This window comes from Streptomyces sp. SX-6 (assembly GCF_059089585.1).
This window is the reverse complement of the sequence record NZ_JBTHHU010000085.1, coordinates 1-1,235: the sequence shown is the minus strand read 5'-3', so window position 1 is coordinate 1,235 and position 1,235 is coordinate 1. Positions and strand designations below refer to the sequence as shown.

Annotated in this window: 1 protein-coding gene; it reads left to right on the top strand. The window is 67.7% G+C overall.

Translation table 11 applies throughout. The features are described from left to right. Positions 1 to 12 precede the first annotated feature (12 nt). Positions 13 to 1,235: AMP-binding protein (locus ACV530_RS36575; RefSeq protein WP_494337046.1), on the top strand; the 1,223-nt coding region annotated here is incomplete at its 3' end.

Below are 1,235 nucleotides of genomic sequence, written 5' to 3'. Positions count from 1 at the left end.
TTCGCCTACTCGGTGGATCTGTTTGACCGGGAGACGGTCGAGGGGTTTGTGGGTCGTTTTGAGCGTCTGTTGCGGGGGTTTGTTGCGGAGCCGGATCGGCCGGTGGGGTCGGTGGAGGTTCTGTCGGTGGGGGAGCGGTGTCGTGTGGTGGAGGAGTGGAGCCGTGCGGAGGATGTTTCGGTGTGTCCGGCCGGTGGTGTGACGGTGCTTGATCTGTTCGCTGAGCAGGTGGGGTGTGTGCCGGGTGCGGTGGCGGTGGAGTGCGGGGGTCGGTTGTTGTCGTATGGGGAGTTGGATGCGTGGGCTGAGCGGTTGGCGCGGGTGTTGGTGGCGCGTGGGGTGGGTCCTGAGCGGGTGGTGGCGGTGGTGCTGCCGCGTTCGGTGGAGTTTGTGGTGGCGATGCTGGCGGTGTGGAAGGCGGGTGGTGTGTTCCTGCCGCTGGATGCGGAGTATCCGCTGGAGCGGCTGTCCTTCGTTTGCAAGGACATGAGTCCTGTATGTGCGGTGACTGCACGGGACGTTGTGTCTGCGCTGCCGGTGGAGGTGCCGCGGGTCTTCGTCGATGAGGTGGCGGACACCGGTGCTCTGGCTGCTGGTGGTGTGTCTGGGGTGCATGCGGCGTATGTGGTGTATACGTCGGGGTCGTCGGGGCGGCCGAAGGGTGTGGTGGTCGAGCACCGGTCGTTGGCGGGTTACTTGGGGTGGGCTCGGGTGAGCCACCCGGGTGCTGCGGGTGTGGTCGGGTGGCAGTCGCCGGTGACCTTTGACATGACGGTGGCGTCGGTGTGGATGCCGTTGGTGTCGGGCGGGTGCGTGCGTGTGGTGGACATGCGGTCGGCCGGCGAGACGGTGGCCGTGGGACGGGGACCTGTGGCGTTGATGAAGGCGACGCCGAGTCATGTGCCGTTGCTGCTGGCTTCGCCAGAGGCGGAGGCGAGTGCGCCGGTGGGAGAACTGGTGCTGGGTGGTGAGGCGTTGGTGGGGGCCGATGTCGCGGAGTGGCGCCGGCGTCGTCCCGGAGCGGCGGTGGTGAACGCTTATGGGCCGACCGAGACGACGGTGAATGTCACCGAGTACCGGGTGAATCCGGGCGATGTTCTGGGCTCCGGTGCGGTGCCGATCGGCCGCCCGCAGGGTGACTGCGGGGTGTTTGTGCTGGACGCGTCGCTGCGGCCGGTGCCGGTGGGCGTGGCCGGTGAACTCTATGTGGTGGGCGTGCAGGTGGCCCGTGGGTA